16 protein-coding genes are annotated in these 16,767 nt (G+C 62.8%); 9 read left to right on the top strand and 7 right to left on the bottom strand.

The annotated features are described in order from the left end of the window. Positions 1–363 precede the first annotated feature (363 nt). Positions 364–1,080: an SDR family NAD(P)-dependent oxidoreductase gene (locus AB1A62_RS07890; protein WP_366660965.1), complete on the bottom strand. Its 717-nt coding sequence runs from the start codon at positions 1,078–1,080 to the stop codon at positions 364–366. A 231-nt stretch (positions 1,081–1,311) separates the two neighbouring features. On the opposite strand from AB1A62_RS07890, the gene AB1A62_RS07885 reads away from it, so the two are divergent. Both AB1A62_RS07885 and AB1A62_RS07880 read left to right on the top strand, forming a co-directional pair. Beyond that, the gene (locus tag AB1A62_RS07885) at positions 1,312–1,866 is read left to right on the top strand and encodes a sigma-70 family RNA polymerase sigma factor (protein WP_366661010.1); all 555 of its coding nucleotides are present in this window, start codon (positions 1,312–1,314) and stop codon (positions 1,864–1,866) included. Continuing rightward, the gene (locus tag AB1A62_RS07880) at positions 1,867–2,502 is read left to right on the top strand and encodes a ChrR family anti-sigma-E factor (protein ID WP_366660964.1); all 636 of its coding nucleotides are present in this window, start codon (positions 1,867–1,869) and stop codon (positions 2,500–2,502) included. Positions 2,503–2,527: 25 nt separating this feature from the next. Here AB1A62_RS07880 and AB1A62_RS07875 read toward each other — a convergent pair whose 3' ends face one another. Beyond that, complete coding sequence (locus tag AB1A62_RS07875; RefSeq protein WP_366660963.1) at positions 2,528–3,253, bottom strand: SDR family NAD(P)-dependent oxidoreductase; 726 nt, start codon at positions 3,251–3,253, stop codon at positions 2,528–2,530. After that, positions 3,250–4,020 (bottom strand): DUF1365 domain-containing protein, encoded by a 771-nt coding sequence (locus AB1A62_RS07870; RefSeq protein ID WP_366660962.1) that lies wholly within the window; start codon positions 4,018–4,020, stop codon positions 3,250–3,252. Before AB1A62_RS07870 ends, AB1A62_RS07875 begins: the two co-directional genes overlap by 4 nt. Positions 4,021–4,144: 124 nt before the next feature. Between AB1A62_RS07870 and AB1A62_RS07865 the strand changes: the two genes are divergently transcribed. The 7 genes from AB1A62_RS07865 to AB1A62_RS07835 all read left to right on the top strand — a co-directional run bounded on the left by AB1A62_RS07865 (position 4,145) and on the right by AB1A62_RS07835 (position 11,505). Continuing rightward, a complete protein-coding gene (locus AB1A62_RS07865; protein ID WP_366660961.1) occupies positions 4,145–5,494 on the top strand; it encodes an FAD-dependent oxidoreductase in 1,350 nt (449 codons plus the stop codon). Then, on the top strand, positions 5,433–6,590 hold the full coding sequence (locus tag AB1A62_RS07860) for a cyclopropane-fatty-acyl-phospholipid synthase family protein (protein WP_366660960.1): 1,158 nt from the start codon (positions 5,433–5,435) through the stop codon (positions 6,588–6,590). Before AB1A62_RS07865 ends, AB1A62_RS07860 begins: the two co-directional genes overlap by 62 nt. Beyond that, a complete protein-coding gene (locus AB1A62_RS07855; protein WP_366660959.1) occupies positions 6,583–7,074 on the top strand; it encodes a hypothetical protein in 492 nt (163 codons plus the stop codon). Before AB1A62_RS07860 ends, AB1A62_RS07855 begins: the two co-directional genes overlap by 8 nt. Before the next feature lie 2 nt (positions 7,075–7,076). After that, entirely contained in the window at positions 7,077–8,303 is a 1,227-nt protein-coding gene (locus AB1A62_RS07850; RefSeq protein WP_366660958.1) for an MFS transporter, read from the top strand. Continuing rightward, the gene (locus AB1A62_RS07845; protein WP_366660957.1) at positions 8,300–8,848 is read left to right on the top strand and encodes a DUF3833 family protein; all 549 of its coding nucleotides are present in this window, start codon (positions 8,300–8,302) and stop codon (positions 8,846–8,848) included. Before AB1A62_RS07850 ends, AB1A62_RS07845 begins: the two co-directional genes overlap by 4 nt. 19 nt (positions 8,849–8,867) lie before the next feature. After that, the gene (locus AB1A62_RS07840; RefSeq protein WP_366660956.1) at positions 8,868–10,424 is read left to right on the top strand and encodes a cryptochrome/photolyase family protein; all 1,557 of its coding nucleotides are present in this window, start codon (positions 8,868–8,870) and stop codon (positions 10,422–10,424) included. Between the two features lie 478 nt (positions 10,425–10,902). Then, a complete protein-coding gene (locus AB1A62_RS07835) occupies positions 10,903–11,505 on the top strand; it encodes a hypothetical protein (protein WP_366660955.1) in 603 nt (200 codons plus the stop codon). Between the two features lie 275 nt (positions 11,506–11,780). Here AB1A62_RS07835 and AB1A62_RS07830 read toward each other — a convergent pair whose 3' ends face one another. The 4 genes from AB1A62_RS07830 to AB1A62_RS07815 all read right to left on the bottom strand — a co-directional run bounded on the left by AB1A62_RS07830 (position 11,781) and on the right by AB1A62_RS07815 (position 16,764). Then, positions 11,781–12,053, bottom strand: a complete 273-nt coding sequence (locus AB1A62_RS07830; RefSeq protein ID WP_366660954.1) for an integrase — start codon at positions 12,051–12,053, stop codon at positions 11,781–11,783. A gap of 294 nt (positions 12,054–12,347) precedes the next feature. Beyond that, positions 12,348–13,217, bottom strand: a complete 870-nt coding sequence (locus AB1A62_RS07825) for an ABC transporter six-transmembrane domain-containing protein (RefSeq protein ID WP_366660953.1) — start codon at positions 13,215–13,217, stop codon at positions 12,348–12,350. A gap of 5 nt (positions 13,218–13,222) precedes the next feature. Further along, positions 13,223–13,639 (bottom strand): DUF2141 domain-containing protein, encoded by a 417-nt coding sequence (locus tag AB1A62_RS07820; protein WP_366660952.1) that lies wholly within the window; start codon positions 13,637–13,639, stop codon positions 13,223–13,225. Next, positions 13,636–16,764 (bottom strand): efflux RND transporter permease subunit, encoded by a 3,129-nt coding sequence (locus AB1A62_RS07815; RefSeq protein WP_366660951.1) that lies wholly within the window; start codon positions 16,762–16,764, stop codon positions 13,636–13,638. The genes AB1A62_RS07820 and AB1A62_RS07815 overlap by 4 nt, the downstream gene beginning before the upstream one ends. Between the last annotated feature and the right edge of the window lie 3 nt (positions 16,765–16,767).

Genomic DNA, 16,767 nt, shown 5'->3' with positions numbered 1-16,767 from the left:
CCTCTGCGCCTGCTGGGGGGGGCATCGCCCCAAGATCTTTCGCCCTCGGGTTGGCCTGTGTGATCCTTCAATCCAATTGTCGAAAAATTTTAGAGCACAGTGACCAGTGCCGGGTGCAAACCTAGGATCGGTTCAAAATAGCTCCGAAACTGGCGCCGTGACCATCTTGCGCCCAACAAGGCTTCGGCCAGGTTCTTCTTTACGGAGCCCCCCAAGAACCTCGACCGGCGAAATCCAGAAATTTGCCCTGAGAGAGCAAGCAAGGGGTATTGCGTCTGCCTGTCGGCGCTAGATTCGGACAGGTGCCTTCAATACTCTACAGGGAGCGGCTTGCACTGGCGCCTCCCTGTACCAGAACCCTGTTCAGGGTTCGATGCGGCTGCCGTCCCAGGCTATGCAGCGCCCGCTGTCAGAGGGTTTCAGCCTTTCGATCACAGAGATCATCCGGGTGACGGAAGATTGTGGCGAAAACAACTGCCCGGAGGCGAGGTTCCGTTGAAACGGGAGTGACAGCTTGCTGTCCACGGTGCCCGGATGCAGCCCCGCGGCAATGGCCTGCGGATATTTGCGGCGTATTTCGATTGCGGCATTTCGGATTATCATGTTGAGCGCCGCCTTGGACGCCCGATAGGAATACCAGCCGCCAAGGCGGTTGTCTGTAATGCTGCCAACGCGGGCGGAAAGGGCAACAAAGACTGCGCGCCTGTCACTCGGCAGCAAAGGCAGAAAATGCTTTGCGGCCAGGGCCGGAGCGACCGTGTTGGCCGAGAATAGCGCCAGAAGTTTCTCAGCACTTACGTCTCTTAGCGACTTTTCCGGCGTGATTGGCCCTTGATGCAAAATGCCGCCCGCCAGGACTACCAATTCAACGGCCCCTTTCCCGGCGATCTGCTCAGCAGCAGCTTGCAAGCTTTCCTCGTCAAAATAATCCACCTTAACCGGGTGAACGCCGGCAGGGGCTTGGGCAGCCGGGCTGCGGGACAGGCTGTGGATGCTGGCTTGCGGGTACTTCCGAGCCAGTTCACTCACGAAGGCTGAACCTATTGCTCCGGACCCGCCGCTGACAATAATATTCTGCATGTCTGGTCTCTTTCTTGCCGGGGGTCTTATGTGTTACGGCCCGCAACCGGACTTGGATCAGTTCTTAGCGCCCTAGCCATTTGGCGGGACTTCCTAGCGGCGCAAAAAATAGCGGTTGCCCATGATCCAACTTCCACACCGGTCCGTAACCGGACTATGCTGACACTAAATTTGGACAGGCCGCCCGATAAAAACACCGTGCTTCGGGCATCCCCTGAGGGCAAAGCAGTAGTGTCAAGAGAGCAAACCTATTCGCAGCTCACCGTCTGGCTGCTCGCTGTGCGCAATCAACGGGACCGCGCGGCGTTCGGTGAAATGTTCGACTACCTGGCACCGCGCCTGAAGGGGTTTGTCATTCGCTGCGGCGCGCGGCCGGCGCTGGCAGAGGAGATTGTCCAGGACGTCATGCTGACGATCTGGCGCAAGGCGGCGATGTTCGATCCGCACAAGGCGCAGGCGTCGGCCTGGATCTACCAGATCGCCCGCAACCGCCATATCGATATCGTCCGCAAGGAAAACCGCCCCGTTCCCGATGAGCTGGGAGAGGCTCCTGGAACCGAGCCCGACGCCAGCCAGATCCTGGCTCTGGAGCAGGAGACCCTGCACTTGAAACAGGCGATCGAGCAACTGCAACCCGATCAGAAGGAGATGATCGAAAAGGCTTATATCGGCGATCTGACCCACCAGGAGATCAGCACCCAGACGGGCTTGCCCTTGGGAACCGTAAAGTCGCGTATCCGCCTTGGCCTGGGGCGGCTGCGCAAGGAACTAAAAGGATTGCGTTGAATGCCTGCAATCACACATCACATCCCCGATCCGATGATCGCGGCCTATGCGGCGGGCAGCCTGCCGCACGCCTTTTCGATGGTTGTCGCCAGCCACCTGTCGCTGTGCCGCGACTGCCAGGCAGCACTTGGCGCGCATCAGGCCGTCGGCGGTGCGCTGCTGGAGGAGACCGCCGGCGTGGCAATGTCGCTGGATGCGAAATCAAACCTGATGGCGCAGCTGGATCGGCCTGCAGCGCCGGAGCCGGTCTATGACTCCAAGGGGATCTACCCGGGGCCGGTGATGCAGTCCCTGAAAGGTCAGCCGCCGCGCTGGAAAACGCTGGGCATGGGGGTCAAGCAAAACATCCTATTCGAGGATGACTTCGGCTCTGCCCGGCTGCTGTACATTCCTGCAGGTCAGGCGGTGCCGGATCACAGCCACAACGGCCTGGAGCTGACCCTGGTGCTGCAGGGCAGTTTCAGCGACGAGACCGGGCGGTTTGGTGTCGGGGATGTCGAAATCGGCGATGAAACCCTGGAGCACACACCGGTTGCGGATGCCGGCGATCCCTGCATTTGCCTGGCCGCCACCGATGCGCCGCTGCGTTTCAAGGCGTTCATGCCGCGTCTGCTGCAGCCCTTGTTCCGGATTTGACCACGGCGGCAACGGGCTGCCGGCCTTACTTGCCGCGGTAAACCAGCCAATCGGGCAGAAGGTTAAACGCCTTGATCGCGTAGGAAAAAGGACGGGGGAAATCCGTTCGTAACCGGCGCGATTGCATCGCCGCAACCACATGTCCGGCAGCGTCCTCCGGGTCCATCAGCTGCGGCATCTGAAAGCTGTTCTTGTCCGTCAGCCGGGTTTTGATGAACCCCGGGTTGACCATGCGCACGGTGACGCCGCTGTCCTTCAGATCATGCCGCATGGTTTCCGCAAGGCTGATCAGCGCCGCCTTGCTGGCGCCATAGCCGATGGATGCGGGCAGCCCGCGGTATCCGGCCAGGGAACCGACCAGCGTGATATCGCCCCGGCCCGCCTTGACGAATCCGGGCACCACTTGCCCGAGAACCCGCAGCGCGCCGGTGAAGTTCACATCGCTCATCCCCAGCACCGCGCTGCTGTCCCAGTCCTGGGTGCGCATCGGCTCATAGGCGCCTGCGTTGTAGACGACGCCATCCAGCGGCCCGGCAAGACGGGCGGCCTTTCTGACAGAGTCCATATCGGTGACATCCACAGGCACCGGCTTTGCCCGGCGCAGCTCATGTGCCAACGCGTCCAGCGCATCCTCTGACCGCGCCGACAAGACCAGCCTGGCGCCAGACTGGTCCAGCTGCCGGGCAACTTCGCGCCCCAGCCCGTGGCTCGCCCCGACCAGCCAGAAGGTCTTGCCTGCAAACTGCGTCACGCTTTGCCCCCCGAAAATGTCGAGCTGTCGGAAATCAGCGGTTCCGGCGGTTCCGGCTTCTTCAGAAACGGTGCGCGCTTGATCCAGAGCTTGAGCGCCTGCCAATAGATCAGCGCCACCACGCGGGCGGCGCCCAGCGGCCTGCGCAGGGCAGTCCGCAGCAGACCGCCGGTGGTCACCGGGCGGCGGAGACCATTCAGCGTCGCCAGCACGCCCTCGCGTCCGTTGGTGTAGGAAATCCGGATGTTGAAGGCGCGCTCTGTCATCTCGAAATTGAATCGGTAGCGCCCGGCCACCTGCTGAAACGGGGAGACATGCATCAGCTTCTCCGCTTCGATCACCTCGCTGCGCTGGACCGGGCGGAAATCAGGATGGGCCGCGAAATAACAGTGGCGGTGGCCGAAGGTGTTGTTCACCTCGGCAATGAAGGCACGAGGGCTGCCATCCTTGACCGCGATCCAGAAGCTGACCGGGTTGAAATGGAACCACAGGAAACTTGGCTGTGTCAGCAGCAGCAGCTGTGTGCCCTCCAAGGGAAACCCGCGCCGCTCCAGCTCCTCGCGAAACCAGGCAACGCCGCGCCCGTTGCCGCGGGGGCCGCCGTGGCGGCGGTCATGGATCGAGAACAGGTTGAAGCGGTTGCGCGACAGCAGCGGCGGCGCGCCATCAGTCATGTCGGTCAGAATGTAGTCCACGCCGTAACGGAAGGCGTTCTTCAGCCGCCCCCGGCGCGCGTGAAAAGTCTGTGCTGCAATATGTTCGATCATGCACCGATTACGCAGCCGCAGTCCCCCCGGATCACCCGCAAGCACAGTTTTATCGGGAAAGAAGTGATCCGCATTCTTGCCTGCGGCGTATCCGCTCCAAACAACAGCAAGGGAAAACCGACGCATGCTGGATCAAACTCAGGGGCCGCGCCGCAAGATTGCCATCGTGGGAGGCGGTATTTCCGGGCTGTCCGCGGCGTATTATCTGGCTGGCAGCCATGACGTCACACTGTTTGAAGCCGCCCCCCGGCTGGGGGGACATGCGCGCACCGTTCTGGCCGGAAAGAACGGCGATCAGCCGGTGGATACTGGATTCATTGTCTTCAATTATGTCACCTACCCCTACCTCACGCGGCTGTTCCGCGAGCTGGATGTGCCTGTGATCAAAAGCGAGATGAGCTTTTGCGCCAGCATAGACGACGGCCGCCTGGAATACGGGCTGAAAAGCCTGCGCATGCTGGCGGCTCAGAAGCGCAATCTGATGCGCCCGCAGTTCCACAAGATGGTGGCCGATATCGTGCGCTTCGGCAAACGGGCCGAGGCCGCCGCCACCGATGATGACAAGACCATCGGCGAATTGGTTGATGAGCTGGGCCTCGGCAGCTGGTTCCGCAACCACTACCTGATGCCGATGTGCGGCGCGATCTGGTCGACACCGGTCAGCGACGTCGATGCCTTTCCGGCAAAATCGCTGGTCCGCTTCTTCCGCAACCACGCGCTGCTGGCGGGCACCGGCAAGCATCAGTGGTGGACGGTCAAGGGCGGCAGCGTCGAATACGTCCGCCGCCTGGAGGCGGCGCTGATTGCCCGCGGCTGCGAGATCCGCACCGGCAGCCCCATCCGGCACGTCACCCGGCAGGCGGGCGGTGTTTCGGTGCGGGCAGAGGGCGAAGACGCGCGCCTGTTCGAAGACATCATCCTCGCCTGCCACTCCGATCAGGCGCTGGTCATTCTGGGGGCAGATGTCACACCTGCCGAGGCCGCGGCACTGGGGGCAATCCGTTATCAGCCGAACACGGCAGTTCTGCACTGCGATGAAGGCCAGATGCCCAGACGGCGCAGCTGCTGGTCCAGCTGGGCCTACCGCAGCCAGGACGGCGGCGTCGGGGTCACCTACTGGATGAACCGGCTGCAAAGCATTCCGGAAAGCGATCCGCTGTTCGTGACCCTGAACCCGTCCCGGCCCATCCCTGCGGACAAGGTCTATGACCGGGTGAAGTTTTCTCACCCGGTTTTCGACAAGGCGGCCCTTCACGCCCAGCGCCAGATCCGGGCGATACAGGGGCAGAACAACACCTGGTTCGCGGGCGCCTACAACCGCCACGGCTTTCACGAAGACGGCATCGCCAGCGCCATGCGGATTGTCCGCATGATGAATTCTCTCACCCCTTACCCGGCCAAAGGAACAGATCATGGCATTCACGGACAAAGCCCTTCAGTCGGAATTTCTGACGGTCTGCGCGCGACTGCGTGAGGGCCGACTGACGCTGCGCACCCCGGATGGCGCGCGCTACGAATTCGGCGACCGTGGCCCCGAGGCGGAAATGCAGATCAACGACTGGGCCGCAGTCTCCGCAATGGCGGCGCACGGCCAGGTCGGGCTGGGCGAGGCCTATGTGCAGGGCCTGTGGGACACGCCGTCGGTCGACGGGCTGATGCAGCTGGCAATGCGCAACCGCGAGCATCTGGGCAGCTACGACCAGGCCAGCCCGCTGAACCGCGCCAAGTTCCGCATTGTCGACACCCTGCTGCGGGCGAATTCCAAACGCGGCGCCCGCAAGAATATCCGCGCCCATTATGATGTCGGCAATGAATTTTACCAGCTGTGGCTGGATGACGGCATGACCTATTCCTCGGGGCTGTTTGGCCCGGAGGGCGACGATCTTGCCCAGGCGCAAACCCGCAAGAACGCCCGCATCCTGTCGCGTCTGGGGGACGGCGAGCGGGTGCTGGAGATCGGCTGCGGCTGGGGCGGCTTTGCGGAACAAGCCAGCGCCGAAGGCCGCGATGTGACTGGCGTTACCATCTCGCGCAACCAGCACAGCTATGCCGAAAGCCGCCTAGACGGGCGCGCCGACATCCAGCTGCGCGACTACCGCGATATCGAGGGCAAGTTCTCCAGCATCGTCTCCATCGAGATGATCGAGGCCGTGGGCGAGCGGTATTGGCCCAGCTATTTCGCCAAGCTCAAAAGCAGCCTTGCCGAAGGCGGACGGGTGCTGCTGCAGGCGATCACGGTGCGGGATGACTTCTTCCCGACCTACCGGATCTCCTCCGACTACATACGCCAGTATGTCTTTCCCGGTGGCATGCTGCTGTCCGATCAAGTGATTGCGCAGCAGGCAAAAACCGCCGGTCTGCATGTCGCGGACAGTTTCGCCTTCGGCCAGGATTATGCCCGCACCTGCCGGATCTGGGCGCGTCGTCTGGCCGCGCAGAAGCGCCGGATCATGGATCTGGGATATGGCGAGGCCTTCTTCCGCAACTGGCAGTATTACCTGGAGATCTGCGCCGCCTCCTTTGCCATCGGCCACACCAATGTTGTGCAGGTGGAGCTCGCTCATGCGTAGGCTGCTCCTGACCCTCTGCCTGCTAGCAGTCCCAGCGGTCGGCTTTGCCTCTCCGGTTCAATCCCTGCTGCCGGGGGCCGAACAGCGTGGCGCGGCGACGTTCCGGCTGCTTGGCCTGCCAGTTTACCAGGCCCGGCTCTTCACCAAGGGTGCCGCGCCTTTGGACTGGTCGCAGGATTTCGGAATCGAACTGACCTATCAGCGAAAACTGAGCCAGGATGACTTGGTCGACGCAACGCTGCGCGAGATGCGGCGCCTTGGGTATTCCGCGCCCGGCCGCACCCGGTTCGAGGCCTGTTTCAAAGGCGTCTCCCCCGGCGACCGTTATCTGGCCGTGAGCCAGGGTCCGGACCGGGTCAGGTTTCTGCGCAATGGACGCACCGCCTGCACGCTGAACCAAGCGGGTATCAAGCGCAGCTTCATGTCGATCTTTGTGGGCGAAAACACCCGCTCCGCCCGATTCACCCGCGCGCTTCTGGGCTAATGATGCTGTATCCCCGAGTCAGCCTCTATGCGATGATGCTCGCCTCGGCGGGAATCCCTCTCTACATCCACCTGCCGCAGTTTGCCTCGGTGAATTTGGGGATCGGCCTGGGGGCGCTTGGCGGCATCCTGTTGGGGATCCGCCTGTTCGACCTGTTGCAGGACCCGCTGATCGGCTGGGCCATCGACCGCTGGCCCGGGGCGCAGCTTTGGTTCGCGCTGATGGCAGCGGGTGGTCTGGCAATAGGCTTTCCGCTGCTGTTCGGCCTGACGGCAGGCCCCCTGGTGGTGCCTAAGCTTGTGCTGATCCTGCTGCTGCTGTTCTCGGCCTACAGCCTGGGCATGATCCTGCTCTATGGCCGCAGCGCCACTTTAACCAAACGCGCTGCCCCGCGTGAACTGCTGACGCTGGCGGCCTTCCGCGAAGCGGGCATGCTGAGCGGTGTGATCTTTGCCGCCATCGCACCCGGCGTTCTGGTGGCGCTTGGAGCCGCGGGTCAAGGCTATGCGGCCTTTGGCCTTGTGCTGGGAGGCTTTGCCCTGTTCACCGCGGCTGCAACCCGGCCGGTCTGGATGCGTCCGGCAGTCACCGGCCAGCCGCTGTCGGCGATGGCCCTGACACAGGCTGGCGCGCTGCGCCTCCTGTGCTTGGCGGTGCTCAACAGTCTGCCGGTGGCGCTGACCTCCACCCTATTCCTGTTTTTTGTCGAGGACCGGTTGCTGCTTCCGGGCTATGCCGGGCCATTGCTGGTGCTGTTTTTCCTCTGCGCCGGACTCAGCGTGCCGCTGTGGGCGAGCCTCAGCCAGCGGATCGGACCGAAACAGACATTGCTGATCGCCATGCCGCTGGCCATTGCCAGTTTTGCAGGCGCTGCTGTCCTGGGACCGGGCAGCCTGCTGGGCTTTGCGGTGATCTGCGCGGTCTCGGGCGCCACACTGGGCGCCGACATGGTGCTGCTGCCCGCCATGTTCAGCATCGCGTTGACCCGCGCGGGCCTCAACGCCTCCGCCGCCTTCGGCATCTGGTCCTTTGCCGGCAAGCTGGCGCTAGCGCTGGCCGCCGCCCTGGCGCTGCCGCTGCTGGAGCAGCAGGGCTTCCGGCCCGGAACGGACAACAGCCAGCAGGCGCTCAGCGCCCTTGCCCTGGCCTATGCCGTCCTGCCCTGCGTTCTGAAAACCGCTGCCTTCGCCTTTGCCCTGACCCTGCCATCAGAAAGAGCAACCGCATGAAACTCCTGACCCTCGTCCTCGCCCTCATCGTGCTTGTGATGATCGCGAAAACCTACCTGTTCAGCTTCCGCTTCCAGTCGCCGCAGGATTATGCGGACACCGGTCCGCAGTTCATCCTGACCGAACACCTGTCCGGTGAGATCCTGTCCGAAGGCGTGATCTTTGGCCCTACCGGTAAGATGGCCAACAGCTTTACCGCCAGGATGGTGGGCGAATGGGACGGCAGCACCGGCACGCTGAGCGAAGAGTTCACCTATTCCAACGGCGTCACCCAAAACCGCAAGTGGTTCCTGACCCTTGGCCCCGGCAACACATTCACCGCCACAGCCGATGACCTGGTGGGGGAGGCTCAGGGCATCGTGTCCGGCTCAACGGTGCAGCTCCAATATAAAATCATCCTGCCCGAAAGCGCCGGCGGGCACACCCTGAAAGCCACCGATTGGCTGTACCTGACCGCTGACGGGGTGATCATGAACAAGTCCGAAATGCGCAAATTCGGCCTCAAGGTTGCGGAACTGGTCGCCACCATGCGGCCTGCCAGTTAAACCCTGAAGGTGACATCCGATGCCCACCTGTGACGATGAATCCGGCGAACGCAACCTTATCCTTATTCTGGGCGATCAGCTCAGTCGGAATATCGCCTCTCTTCAACAGGCTGACCGGTCACGTGATATCGTTCTGATGGCGGAAGTTGCGGAGGAGGCCGGTTATGTCCAGCACCACAAGAAGAAGATCGCCTTTCTTTTCTCAGCCATGCGCCACTTTGCCCTGGAGCTGCAGGCGAACGGTTGGCAGGTACGCTATGTGCAATTGGACGACCCAGAAAACTCCGGCAGCCTGACCGGCGAAATCGACCGGCTGCGCGCGGAGCATCCGACGGCCCGCGTGGTGGTCACCGAACCCGGCGAATACAGGCTCAAGTCCGCGCTTCTTGACTGGGCGGAAGAGGCGGGCGCCGCTTTGGACATGCGGCAGGACAGCCGCTTTCTCTGTTCCCATGAGCGGTTCCGCACCTGGGCGGAGGGGCGCAAGCAGCTGCGCATGGAGTATTTCTACCGCGAGATGCGCCGCGAAACCGGGCTGCTGATGGCCGGCGGTCTGCCCGTGGGCGGCAAGTGGAATTTCGACCACGAAAACCGCAAGTCAGCCGAGGGCGGGCTGTTCCTGCCGCGCCCGCTGGAAACCCGCCCGGATGCCATCACGGAGGAAGTGCTGGAGCTGGTCGAAGCCCGGTTCGGCAACCATTTCGGCTCCCTGCGGCCGTTCTGGTTTGCGGTCACCCGGGACGGCGCGCTGCAGGCTTTGGAGAATTTCGTAAAGCTGGCTCTGCCAGGTTTCGGAGACTATCAGGACGCGATGCTGGAGGGGGAGCGGTTTCTCTATCATTCGGTCCTATCGCAATATATCAACGCTGGGCTTTTGGAACCGCTGGAGGTCTGCCGCCGGGTGGAACGGGCCTTTTACGAGGGGCACGCGCCGCTCAATGCGGCCGAAGGCTTCATTCGCCAGATCATCGGCTGGCGCGAATTTGTGCGCGGGATCTATTGGCTCAATATGCCGGGATACACAGCACAGAACTTCTTTGAGGCCTCCCGCCCGCTGCCCGGCTTCTACTGGACCGGCGAGACGGATATGGCCTGCCTTGCGGCTGCCATCGCCCAGACCCGGGACGAGGCGTATGCGCACCACATTCAGCGCCTGATGGTGACCGGCAACTTCGCCATGCTGGCGGGCGTCGACCCGCGCGAGGTGCATGAATGGTATCTGGCGGTTTATGCCGATGCCTATGAATGGGTTGAGGCACCCAACGTGATCGGGATGAGCCAGTTCGCCGATGGCGGCCTTCTGGGATCAAAACCCTATGCTGCCAGCGGCAATTACATCAATAAGATGTCGGACCATTGCGCGGGCTGTATCTATGAGGTGAAACGCAAGACCGGTGCTGGGGCTTGCCCGTTCAATCCGCTCTATTGGGACTTCCTGGCACGCAACGCGGACAAGCTGCGCGAAAACCCGCGTCTGCGTCAGGTCTACCGCACCTGGGACAGAATGAGTACCGGACAGCAAGTCAAATATCGGGAAACTGCCCGGCAGATCCTGGGGCGGCTTTTTGAAGAATAACTTTGCCGCATGTCACTGTGCCTTTAGGCCCGGGAATGATGGACCGCGTGCCGATCTGAAACTCAGAAAGTATTGGGGAAATGACCTTCTAGCTATTCAGTCAAAATACTCGCGTCTTGAATGCTGACACTGCCAGGGGCGAGTTTTTCGTCAAATCCTCCGGGTCGTGGCAAGGACTGATTGTCAACGTTATTTCGATCCCGGAAACTGACTGGTCCGCAGAGCTTATTGGCTTGCAGGCGCGCAACAAACCACCGATCCATCAATGATTAGCCAAGCGGTTCCCCGTATTAAACACTTCAGTTCCGGGCACCCTGAACAATACCGGAAGGGCCACAGGTGATATCTTTGCAGATGCGTCCCTTCCATGCGCCGCCTTCGGCGCATGACCGCCTAGCATCGCCGGAACTGCCGGACGCAGCTTGAAGCTCCGGCAGCCTTTCATATAACGCGCGTCATGCCTGCTAAGATTTTTTTGATGGAGGCGCGGGAGGATGGCGGTGCCCGGCTCGCGCTCAATTTAAAGCACGCCAGCCGCAGCGGCATCCAGCGTATTTCCTGTGATCTGCCGCTGGCCGGCCTTCAGCAACTGGTGATCTTTGCGGAAGCTCTCAGCCTGCGCAAGCGCTTAGGTCATTTGGTTGAGACGGATGTGTCCATCGATGGGCTGGAGATGTCCTATGATCCGGCACAGCGGGAACTGCAAGTCGCGCGGCAGGCCGGTTACTCAAGGCAGACCGCACGCATGCCGGTTGAGATGTTTCTGACCGAAATGGCGGAGATGACAGACATCTGCATTGTCCGGGCCGAGGCATCAAAGCACGGGCCTGCCCTGAAGTGCCTTCTGGCCGCGTGCGCGGCACCTGCAGAGCTTGAAGGGCTGCTGAGGGAGGATGAGGCCGATCTGGCCATGCATCAGCTGCGGGAAATCGCGTTTTTGCTGCTGGTGCAGGAAGCCTCCGCCCGCGGGTCTGCGCTAGCCCGAATGCTGCGCGGGAAGAAATCGCAGGATCAAGCCCGGGAGGCCGTCAGCGGTCTTGTGCTGGATCTTGCCGCTGAACTCGTTCCAGTTTCTGCCTAAACATGCTGTCCTTCGTGGCTAGCCTGAGCGACGGTTGCACGGAGCGAAGTTTGCCAGTCATTCGATAGGCGTGCGCAACCTTGCTTCGCCTAATCGAAGGTGTCCCTTGCGACGGTCGAAATATGAAGCCGTTCGTGAAACCGCTCCAGACAAAGATATTCCGTTTCAAGCGTCAGCGGCTCTTCCATCCATCGCCGGATTGATTTGCGAGTACCTCCGGTGATTGCGAAACGCAGCAGGCTTTCGGTTATGCTCCGGATGTTCGAAGCCCTTTCTTAAACCTGGCCTGAGGCGAAGGTATCTGAAACTTTCAGCATCACCAGATCGCAACCGCGATGTTTGCGATCGATAACCCGATTGAATAGCGCCAGGTCACGATGGGTTTTGGCGATTTCGAGTCTAACCCAGTCTGCCCAAATATGTTTTTGGCTTCCTGGGATGCTTTCGCCAGACGACGCATCCCTTGTTCCAGTCGGGGCAGCAAGCAGGAATGGCGGGCAGTTTTTCAAAAGCCCTGATGTTTTCTCCCTTCCACCACGATCCGCCACTGCGCCATCCGGACGTCGGCAAAAGTGGATCGCATACTCACGTTCAGTCGCGGAGAAATTCGGTAAGAGCCCTTTGCAGTCATTGCTGTTTTCCGCAAAGCCGCAGGGGCGGCTGGTCGCTCGCAGCGCAAACGCGACGTTCGGAGACTGTGCGCCTAGAGTGAGCCCCAAGAACCGAAGGTCGGAAAGCGGAACTTCGCTGCGAGTGCTAGCTGCTGAGGCATCAAGTCAAAAGCAGGCATCGATCAGAATCGGGCAGCGCCAAGCTTGTGTGCTGAAGTAGAATTGGCGTGTTTAAGGAGAGCTCCCGGGAACAGTCGCCCGGTTCAGCCTGTTCGTGATCTCAGAAAGCCGCGACCAGGTTTGCAGGGTGACTGGCAGGCTTAGCGAGGCTTCCGCAAAATCCCAGGAGTAGGCGACAATCGAAAACACCGCACCGGCGGTGACCGTCATCATCGCGGCGGCGAACCAGAGATTAAACAGGACCAGCGCCAGCAGCAGCGCGAAGACCGCGCCATAGAGGACGGCTTCGGCGTCGGAGAGTTGCACCTCGAAGCGGCGCAGGCGCCGCAGATGGGCCAGCGTAGCCTGCGGCGCCCGTTTCTCCAGCACGCCGACCTGGCGCTCGGCCTGCTGGTTGAGCTGGCCGTTGAGGCGGAAGAAACGGCGGTGGAAGAGGGCATATACGGCGGCCATGCCAAAGGCGGCAGCCAGGGCGGCGAGGGCCAGCTGCTGCGCAAAGGCAAAAAGCACCGTGATGGAGACGGCGAATTGCACGCCTGCGGCCATCGCGGAGGGCAGGGTGTCTTCCAGGAAATCCACCAGCTCGCGCCCCATGTCCAGCCGGGCGTTCAGGGCTGAGACCGGCAGGGCGGCGGATCGCGCCGCCTGTGCCTTGCCCAGTTCGACGCGGATGGTGCCATAGGCGCGGGTATCATAGAGCCTGCGGGTGACGCCAAGCGCAACCAGCGCGGCCAGCAGGCCCGCAAGATGCCACAGGGCGCGGGGATTTTCGCCTAGCAGGCCGTCGATGGCAAAGCCGATGAACAGCGGAACAAGCGCGGTCAGGGCGGCCTCGCCCAGCGTCAACGCCCAGGTCAGCGCAATACGGCCCTTGAACACCGTCAGCAGTGATAGAAGGGTCAGACCCCGGTCAGCCAGCATCGCAGTCACCCGCCGTAAAACACATGGATCGTGGTATTGCCCGGGCCAACCGAGGCTTCGGCGAAACCGGGTTCGTCCTGCGGGCTGCGGGCGCCTGAAACACCGATGCCTTCGAGCGGCCGGCCGCCGTTGAAGTTCAGGTCCTCGTCGCCGTTTTCGTCATGGAACAGCACTACTGCATAGGGGCCTGCGGTCAGTTCCGGGAAGGCATGCGCGGTGCTGCCAGGCCGGGCGGGGACCGCGGCAAAGGCTTCGGCCTGCCAGAAGTCCAGCGTTTCGTAGGCCTTGGCCTCGCTGAAGACGGCGATCAGGATATTGCCTTGGCTGTTGCGGATGCCGTCGATGGTGAGGCGCAGACCCTCGGCCGAGGCGGGGGAGGAGAGGACTGTCAGAACGGCGGCGAGGGTGAGGAAGCGGGTCATGCGGGTTTCCTGTGTTCAGGCTGCGGGGAAGGGGGGAGGCGGAAGAGGGCGATAATGTCTTCTGCGATGGCGATCAGCACCGGCACCAGGATGAGCATCAGGGCGGTGCCGAACAGTTCGCCAAAGGCCAGGGAGACCGCGGCGGGGATCAGGTATTGCGCCTGTTCCGACGTTTCCGACAGCAGCGGCAGCAGGCCGGTCACCGTGGTGGCGGTGGTCAGGAAGATCGCCTGGAAGCGGCCAATACCCGCCTGATGCAGGGCGCCGGCAACCGTTTCGCCCCTTTCGCGGGCCTGATTGTAGCGGGTGATCATCACCAGGCTGTCGTTCACAATCACACCGGTGAGCGCGAGCATTCCGAAGAATGACAAGAGCGACAGCGGCACATCCATGATCAGATGCCCGACGGCGGCGGCGACAAAGCCGAAGGGCACGATGGCCAGGATCACGAAGGGCTGCCAGTAGCTTTGGAGCGGCACCGCCATCAGCACATAGATCAGCACCGCCGCGAGGAGCAGCGCCCGGAGCAGCCCGCCGCGGATTTCGCCCGTCTCCTCGAGCTCGCCTGCGGCGGCGACCTGGACGCTGGGGTATTTGGCGGCCAGCTGCGGCACCAGCTGTTCGAAGACGGCCTGGCCGACCTCGCCGGGCGCGGCCACTGCGCGGTCGATTGCTGCCGCCACGGTGTTGACCCGCCGCCCGTCGCGGCGGTGGATCACGCCGGAGACATAGCTGCCCTCGATATCGGCGACGGTCCCCAGCGGCACCCAGGCGCCAGTGTTGCTGCGCAGGCGCAGCTGCATCAGGTCGCTGATGGTGTCGCGGGCCGCGCGGTTGTTCTGCACCAGCACCCGGATCTCTGATCCGTCGCGGCGGATGCGGGCAACTTCGGCACCGCCGAAACCGTTGCCGATCTGGCTGGCAAGGGTTTCCGCAGTGAAACCGAGATTGCGGGCGTCAGGGCGCAGGCGCAGCTTCAGTTCGGGCTGGCCGCCGGCCATCCCGTCGCGGATGCTGGACACGCCTTCGATGCCGCCCAGAAAGGCGCGCATCTCAGCGCTGGCCTGGCGCAGCAGGTCTTCGTCCTTGGACATCAGGCGGATGCGGAAGCCGCCTGCCAGCTCCTCGGAGCCGGTGAAATCCAGCTCGGTTGCGCCCTCGACCACGCCGGTGCGTTCGCGCCACAGGCGGACCACCTCCAGGATCGGCACCTGCGGACGGTCTGCCACCGGCAGCATCTCGGCATAGATCTGAGCACTGCCTGCGCTGCTGATGATGGTGAAGAAGGTTTTGACCGGCGGGGTTTCCATGCCGGTCTGTTCCGCCAGCTCCCGGTTCAGCGCATGGCCTGCTGCCTCGATCCGGTCCACATTTGCGCGGGTCAGGGAAAAGGGCGCGCGGGCGTCCATTTCCAGGTTCACGGTGATCACCTGGCCCGGGACCTCAGGGAAGAAGACGGTGCGGACCTTGCCCTTCACCATCAGCCCCAGCCCTAGACAGGCCGTGGCGATGAACAACACGAGCACGGCGTAACGGTAGGCTACGGAGACCACCAGAAGCGGCTGATAGATCCGGTCGCGGACCCAGCAGAGCCCGCCCCGCGCCCCGTCCTGGATGCGGCCCCACAGGCGGCTGAGCAGATAGCGGCGGCGCGGCTGCAGCGGCACATGGGCCAGATGCGCGGGCAGGATGAACTTGCTTTCGATCAGGGAGAAGATCAGGGCCAGGATCACGATGCCGGAGAAACCGGCCAGCGCCTTGCCCAGCGGGTTGTCAATCAGCAGCATCGGGAAGAAGGCGGCGATGGTGGTCAGCACACCAAAGACGGTTGCGACGGCGACCTTGTGCACGCCTTTTTCGGTGCCTTCCACCGGGTCTTTCACCTTGCGGCGTTCCTCGAACACGCTTTCGCCGACCACCACCGCGTCGTCGACCAGGATCCCCAAGGCGAGGATCAGGCCGAAGGTGGTCACGTCGTTCAGCGAGTAGTCCACCCATTTCGACCCGGCCACCGCGATGGCGCCCATGACCGAGATCGGGATGCCCATTGCCACCCAGAAGGCGAGCCGCACGTTCAGGAAAACCGAGAGCATCAGCGCCACCAGGATCAGCCCCTGCACGCCGTTGGATTTGAGCAGGGCCAGCCGGTCGGCGATGTAGCCGGCACTGTCGCCCCAGACCTCAATTTGGACCGAGGGCGGCAGCTGGCGTTCGAAGTCCGCCGCCACGCTGCGGACAACGCGGCTGATTTCCAGCAGGTTTTCCTTTTGCCCGACCAGCACCTCCATGCCGACAGTGGGGCTGCCGTTGAGGCGGAACAGGAAGTCGCCCTCCAGGTGGCCGTCCTCGATTGTGGCGATGTCGCGCAGCGGCACATGCGAGCCGTCTTCGCGTTCGATCACCGGCAGGGCGCCGAATTCCGGCGCGTAGCGGGCCCGGTTGTCGGCGCGCAGGTGGATGGTGCCATCCTGGGTGCGCAGCTGGCCAGCCTGGTAGGTCAGCGAGTTGGATTGGATCGCGGTAGCCACATCGCCGGCCGTCAGCCCATACTGGCGCAGCCGTTCCGGGTCCGCCTCAATCCGCAGCTCGCGCGGGATCAGGCCCCAGATCTTGAGCCGCGACAGTTCCGGCTGGGCCAGCAGCTCCTCCTTCAGCCGTTGGGCCAGGGTTTGCAGGGTGGCCGGGTCGGCTTGGCCGTGCAGGTTCACGTACAGCGCCGGGAAGTCGAAGCCTGACGCCTCGATCACCGGGCGGCGGGCCTTGTCCGGCAGATCGCCCAGCCCGTCGATGCGGATGCGGACCCGGTCCAGCACCGCCTGCAGTTTCTCGCCGCCCGCGCGGCGGACCGAGATGGTGCTGAGGCCGTTGGCCGACAGCGAGGTGATGCTGCGCACACCCTCCAGGCCTTCGAGCGCCTGTTCGGCTTTTTGCGTCACCAGCTCATCAACCTGGGCCGCAGTGGCGCCTGGGTATTCGATGGAAATTTCGACGCTTTCCGGCGGGATGCGCGGGAAGCCTTCGATCCGGATCGACATCAGGGTCTGCACCCCAAGGAACAGGATCAGTGCCATCATCAGGTTGGCGGCGACGGGGTTGCGGATGAACCAGGCGGTCAGGGCGTGCATGGC

The sequence above is a fragment of the Leisingera sp. JC11 genome, assembly GCF_040704725.1.
In the GTDB taxonomy this organism is placed as follows: domain Bacteria; phylum Pseudomonadota; class Alphaproteobacteria; order Rhodobacterales; family Rhodobacteraceae; genus Leisingera.
Note: the sequence above shows the minus strand (reverse complement) of the source record. Positions and strands in the feature narration are given on the sequence as shown.